At 52.9% G+C, this 5484-nt stretch carries 5 protein-coding genes; 1 reads left to right on the forward strand and 4 read right to left on the reverse strand.

The window, feature by feature from the left end; all coding sequences use genetic code 11:
- Nucleotides 1–76: 76 nt before the first annotated feature.
- On the reverse strand, nucleotides 77–1024 hold the full coding sequence (locus tag PA598K_RS30905) for a helix-turn-helix transcriptional regulator (RefSeq protein ID WP_128660627.1): 948 nt from the start codon (nucleotides 1022–1024) through the stop codon (nucleotides 77–79).
- A 100-nt stretch (nucleotides 1025–1124) separates the two neighbouring features.
- Between PA598K_RS30905 and PA598K_RS30910 the strand changes: the two genes are divergently transcribed.
- Nucleotides 1125–1616, forward strand: a complete 492-nt coding sequence (locus tag PA598K_RS30910) for an effector binding domain-containing protein (protein WP_128660628.1) — start codon at nucleotides 1125–1127, stop codon at nucleotides 1614–1616.
- A gap of 123 nt (nucleotides 1617–1739) precedes the next feature.
- Here PA598K_RS30910 and PA598K_RS30915 read toward each other — a convergent pair whose 3' ends face one another.
- From PA598K_RS30915 to PA598K_RS30925, 3 genes are all read right to left on the reverse strand, one after another.
- Entirely contained in the window at nucleotides 1740–2621 is an 882-nt protein-coding gene (locus tag PA598K_RS30915; protein ID WP_185602328.1) for a carbohydrate ABC transporter permease, read from the reverse strand.
- Nucleotides 2622–2637: 16 nt separating this feature from the next.
- Nucleotides 2638–3594, reverse strand: a complete 957-nt coding sequence (locus tag PA598K_RS30920; protein WP_128660630.1) for an ABC transporter permease — start codon at nucleotides 3592–3594, stop codon at nucleotides 2638–2640.
- Nucleotides 3595–3834: 240 nt separating this feature from the next.
- On the reverse strand, nucleotides 3835–5484 hold a 1650-nt coding region (locus PA598K_RS30925), incomplete at its 5' end, for a discoidin domain-containing protein (protein WP_185602329.1).

Here is a 5484-nt window from a genome sequence, read left to right on the forward strand (position 1 = left end):
GTGCGAAATATCGCACAAGTGGCGCCGCTAACCTTCTAGACCCTGATCTGATCGTTATTGGAGAAGAGCCTATGCTTCAATCTGGCAACGCAGCGTCGTGCCGGGGTTCATACTTGCTCAAGATCCCCTCAACATATGCCCTGAACCCGCTTCGTATCTCAGGCGGTCCCAGCACCTCGCACTTGTCCCCGAAGGCAAGCAGCCGGTCATAACCGAAGGCATTCGGAATAATCGGATATATGGCGGTGCAGCTATGCTCGTCCATCGCCACAATATGCTCCGCGCCGAAACGTTCGATCACACGATCCATCACCGATCGGTCCAGCCGGATCGTCACCTGCACCCATCCTTGTCCTAGCCAATCGCCGCCGTCCATCGGCATAGGGATGAACGCGCGGGGAGTGAACTGCTCCTCCAACACCTGCAGCTCGCTCATCCTGGCCAGCTTAAAAATGCGGTACGCCGCTTTTCCAGTGCAATACGCTTGCAAATACCAGCTGCTCTCCTTGAACACAACCTGATACGGCTCGACCTGTCGCTCGCTCCTGAGCCCGCGGTTATCGGTATAGGCAAAAGTCAGATAACGATGCTCATTCATCGCATTCTCGAGCATGCTGAACCAGCTGCGCAACGATTCATTGCCCTTGTTCAAGGATAGATCCATGGCGAACTGCGCTTGCGGTCTGCTCTTGCCATTGTCGGGATCGATGGCGTGGAGCTTCTCTGCCGTATAGGTCGTCTCTCGCCCGCCGAACAGCTGCTTATAGCTCTGGATGCCGCCCAGCAAGCGCTGGATCTCTTGCGAGGTGAACAGCGTCTTCCCCACCTTGTAGGACTTCATCAGCCCGACACCGCCCATCGCGCCTTGATGCGTGAAGATCGGCAGGCCGGCTCGGTTGAGTGTATCGATATCTCGATAGATCGTCCTTCGACTGACCTCCAGACGTGCTGCCAGCTCGCGCGCGCTGATCTGCTCCTGCTCCAGCAGGATCATGATGAGCGCAATCAAGCGATCCATTTTCATTCCGACCACCTCGATTTAATTATGCCACACAGCTGTCAACGTTGGTAGGTTATGCTTATTTCGAATCGCCATTCCACCAACTATACAGGAGGTATACCAGATGATTTCCACCCGTATTGAAACAAAAGAACCGTTCCGCATCGTTGGCTTTAAAACCGTCTTGAGCGAAGGGACAAGCATCCACGATGCCAAATACTCCGAGCCCAAAACGACCTTTTTCAAAAGCACGCTGGAGAACGGGGCGATGGCTTCCCTTCGTCCGCTGTCCGAAAGCGCCTATGGCTTTGCCGCCATTGCCCTCGAGGAGGGCGAGGTGCTTTATTATGCAGGCGTTCAATCGTCACAACCAAAGCCCGATGCCGCAGATGAAGTGCAATTTCCGGGCGGCGAATATTTGGTCTTGTCCGGACACGGCGGCTTATCTCGCTTAGCCTTTGACCGCTTGGAGGACCATGCCTTTGGTACCGTGCTGAACGATGACTATGCCTATGTGTATAACGGCCATCCGATCGCAGAGGTACTGACTAACGGCAATCCTGCCGATGCAGAGGTCGAGGTGTGGGTACCGGTCGACAAACGGAAGACGAACTAGGCAACCCCCATCCAGCAACACTCGCCCTGGCGGGCGTTGCTGGAACACTTTTGAATACGTGTGATGATGAAAAAGTCGAAAAACCTATAATTTTTCTAAATGTGAAGGTATCGACACCACGTTTCAGCCTTTCAATGCGCCGATCGTCAAACCGCGAACAAAGTAGCGTTTAAAGTACAGATAGATAACCGTCATCGGTGTAATGACAATCATAACCACCGCCATCTGCAAGGATTTGGTCGGAATGGCCGTTACCAGACTGGCGCCCGCGCTATTGCTCAGCTCCTTCATCATTTGGGCGTTCGCTACCATATTATAGACAAGGTATTGCAACGGCAACAAGGATCGATTGTCAATATAGAGGAGCGCATTGAACCAGTCGTTCCAATACCCCAGTACGGTAATGATGCCAATCGTCGCCAGAACAGGAGTAGACATCGGAATAATGATTTGGAAAAACAGACGATACTCGCCTGCCCCTTCTATTTTTGCCGCTTCGATGATCGCTTGGGGATTCTGCGAAAAAAAGGTTCTCATAATCAGGATGTTCCATGCGCTGACCAGCAGCGGCACAATGAGTGCCCACAGCGTATCCTTCAGATGCAGGACGTTCGTCATCACGATATAGGTCGGCACCAGTCCTCCGTTAAAGAGCATCGTGAAGAAGATAATAAAAGAAAAGCTGTTGCGGTAGGCAAAATCTCTTCTCGATATGGCATAGGCAAACAGAGAGGAAATCAACAAGCTGGTAAAGGTGCCGAATAGCGTAATAAAGACCGTGACGCCATAAGCTCTTAGCATCGTGTCCGCCTGTTGGAAGGCAAACGTATACGCCTCCAGCGTCAGTCCTCTCGGCCACAAAGCGAATCCTTCGGATACTAATCTGTTCTCGGTTGATAGCGAAGCCGCGATGACGATAAGTACGGGGATCAAACAGAGAAGACTCAGCACGACAAGAGATACATGATTACAATAATACAATAGTGACTTGCGTTCGCGGTTCATTGCCCGTCTCCCCCTCTTAAAATAATGCATTGTCCTCATCCACCTTGCGCACAACCCAGTTCGTCAGCAGCACCAGAATGAAACCGACAATCGATTGATACAAGCCTGCTGCCGACGCCATGCCAAAGTCGCCAATCTTCCTCATCATCCGAAAAACATACGTATCGATCACATCCGTAGTCGAATATAGCAGGCCTTGATCCTGGGTGACGTTGTAAAACATGCCAAAGTCCGCACGGAAAATGCCGCCGATTGAAAGAATCGTCAACATGATGATTAACTGCTTGATTAGCGGCAGCGTAATCTTGAGGATTTGCTGCCATTTACTCGCCCCATCGATCTCCGCGGCCTCATAATATTCCTTGTTAATACCCATAATTGCAGCAAGATAGATTAATCCTGAGAACCCTACTCCCTTCCATATACTTGCAAGCACCAGAATCAAAGGCCAGTACGCAGGCTCGGAGAAAAAGCTGATCGTTTCCCGTCCCAAAGCACTCAGAATATTGTTAATTACCCCATCGCTCTCAAGAAGCGCGAATGCGAAATACTTGATAACCACCCAGGAAAGAAAGTAAGGAATGAGAAGCAACGATTGGTAAACTCCGTTCAGCCATCTGGATCTGACTTCGTTCAACATTAAAGCCAAGGCCAAGGCAGAGACCGTTCCCGTTACGATAAACAGACTATTCAAGTACAAGGTGTTGAACGTAATGCTCCAGGCATCCCGGGTCGAAAACAAATAGTAGAAGTTTTTAAAACCGCTCCAGTCGCTCCCCAAAATCCCTTCATCAAACCGGTAATCTTTGAAAGCGATAATAATGCCGCCCATTGGAAGGTAGTAGACGGCCAGCACAACAACAAGCGCCGGCAATGTCATCGTAACAAGCGGGAAGTTTTTCCTGAGGGTCCTGAACCATCCGGCACGGGCGGAGGGCCTGGGTTTTCTTGTCGTACGTAGGTGTGCGTCCATTTTTAGTTTCTCCTTTGTATAGTTGGTTAGGAGTGCTTCTCCTTTATAGACCACAGCAAGGCAGGCGGTAAATCTTAAATACGATGTGCAGTGGCAAAAAGTATGGCGCGACATGCGGTACAATGTATCGTTTTTGTCATTATGTATGGATTGCTCCGAATTTGACCTGTACATCCGGAGCTGCGGGAGGCCTATGCGCGTGCGCATAGGCCTCCTCGATGGATCGCTGTACTTTTGGGCTTATGATCCGTAGACCTCCAACTCGGTAATCGACATCTGCCCGCCCGTCTGCCCCGCCATGTTCGGACTCACGGCGGTAATCCGTATATATCGCGCCGCTGTCGGACTTACTTGGTCGTCACTCATCCGGCCCAAGGTCTGGGTCACGGATTTCACTGTGGCGAAGTTGACCCCGTCCGTGGAGGCTTTGATATCGTAGGCGGTAGCAAATGCGGTCGACAGCATTCTTACGACCACCCGATCCACCGTGCGAACGCTGCCGAGATCGACCTGCAACTGCCAAGCCCACTCGTCCGATGCCTGAGCATACGTCCCGGCGTGTCCGTCTACAGCGTGGCTCGCTATCGATTGGGGCTGCATATTGGCGACCGCACCACTCAAGTATAGGGCAGTTGCAGGTCTGTTCAGGGCGAGATTGATCGGCTCGTACGCCGATTTAATCCCTGCATACGCCGATGTGATGCCCGCTTGGTCGAGGGTATGCTGGGCGCCTGCCGGCGTACTGCCATTCGTGACGTTATCAAATACCAGGCCGCCGCACGAGTTGGAAGGGTTAGCACAGGATAGCCTGTTTGTATCGGAATAGTTGTTGTGAACCGAATAATCCAGCGCCGGCAATGTGCCATCCTGAAGGAATAGCCATCGGCTTGTAGACCCCGTTCCTCGCACGACATTGCTGAATACGTCAACATGCCGACTGCCGTTATCGAGGTAGATCGCGCCATAATCATTGTTGTAGTTCATGATGACGTTGTGGTTGATCGTCGTGCCCGGCTGGGAGCCCAGCGTGTAGATCGCGCCTCCATCGCGCAACACTTGCATCGGGTTTCGGATGAGGTTGTATTGAATGCGATTGTTCCTCGCGATCGTCTCCTTCGTATAACCGACCGCGCCGCCAGGGTCCACCTCTCCCCAGCCCCAGCCCAGCGATATGCCCGTATACGGAACGTCCGAGATTTCATTATGCTCGATCAGCGTATTATCCGTGTACCCGACCCAGATCGCCGGGTGATCCAGGTACTCTCTACCGACTCGGGCGATATAATTGTTCGCGATCGTGTTGTTTTCGTTGATCTCATTGGAGGTACACGGCGCTGCGTCCCCGCATGGATGATGGTCGTTCACATGACCGATGGAGATGGCAGCCGCCGATATATCCGTCCATACATTGCCCGTAATCTTGTTGTGCCGACTACCGTATTCCAGGCTTAATCCCGAGGCCCCCAAATGGATGAACACATTGCGCTCGAAGCGGATCTGATGAGCGGCCCGGAAGGCGACGCTCGCCGGCGTCTTCGTCGTCTGCCCGTCCCACCAATCCTCCATCGTCGAGCCTGTCCCCTGGAACCCGGCCTGCCCCGCCCAATAGCGATCCGTACTCGGGTCCAGCCAGGTCGCATAGGCAAAGGTCAGCCCCTCGAAGACCAGATTCCGCAGCGGCTGCGTGAGCGTGCCAGCTCCATTGATCAGGCTCTCCAGCACCGGCGCGATCACCTGGGCCGTCGCCATATCCTCTCCCCCGCGCGGCTTGTAGTAGATATAGCCGTCGCTTCGGTTCAGATACCATTCGCCTTCCTCGTCCAACAGCTCGTAGGCATTCTCGATCCAGGTCGGCGGATCTCCAGGCGAACAGGGCGCCGTCACCTTGGA

The organism is Paenibacillus sp. 598K (assembly GCF_003851045.1).
GTDB lineage: Bacteria > Bacillota > Bacilli > Paenibacillales > Paenibacillaceae > Paenibacillus_D.

Excerpts from the sequence above, each read along its gene's own strand:
- PA598K_RS30905 (WP_128660627.1), bottom strand. The coding sequence starts at position 1,024 with ATGAAAATGGATCGCTTGATTGCGCTCATCATGATCCTGCTGGAGCAG.
- PA598K_RS30910 (WP_128660628.1), top strand. The coding sequence starts at position 1,125 with ATGATTTCCACCCGTATTGAAACAAAAGAACCGTTCCGCATCGTTGGC.
- PA598K_RS30915 (WP_185602328.1), bottom strand. The coding sequence starts at position 2,621 with ATGAACCGCGAACGCAAGTCACTATTGTATTATTGTAATCATGTATCT.
- PA598K_RS30920 (WP_128660630.1), bottom strand. The coding sequence starts at position 3,594 with ATGGACGCACACCTACGTACGACAAGAAAACCCAGGCCCTCCGCCCGT.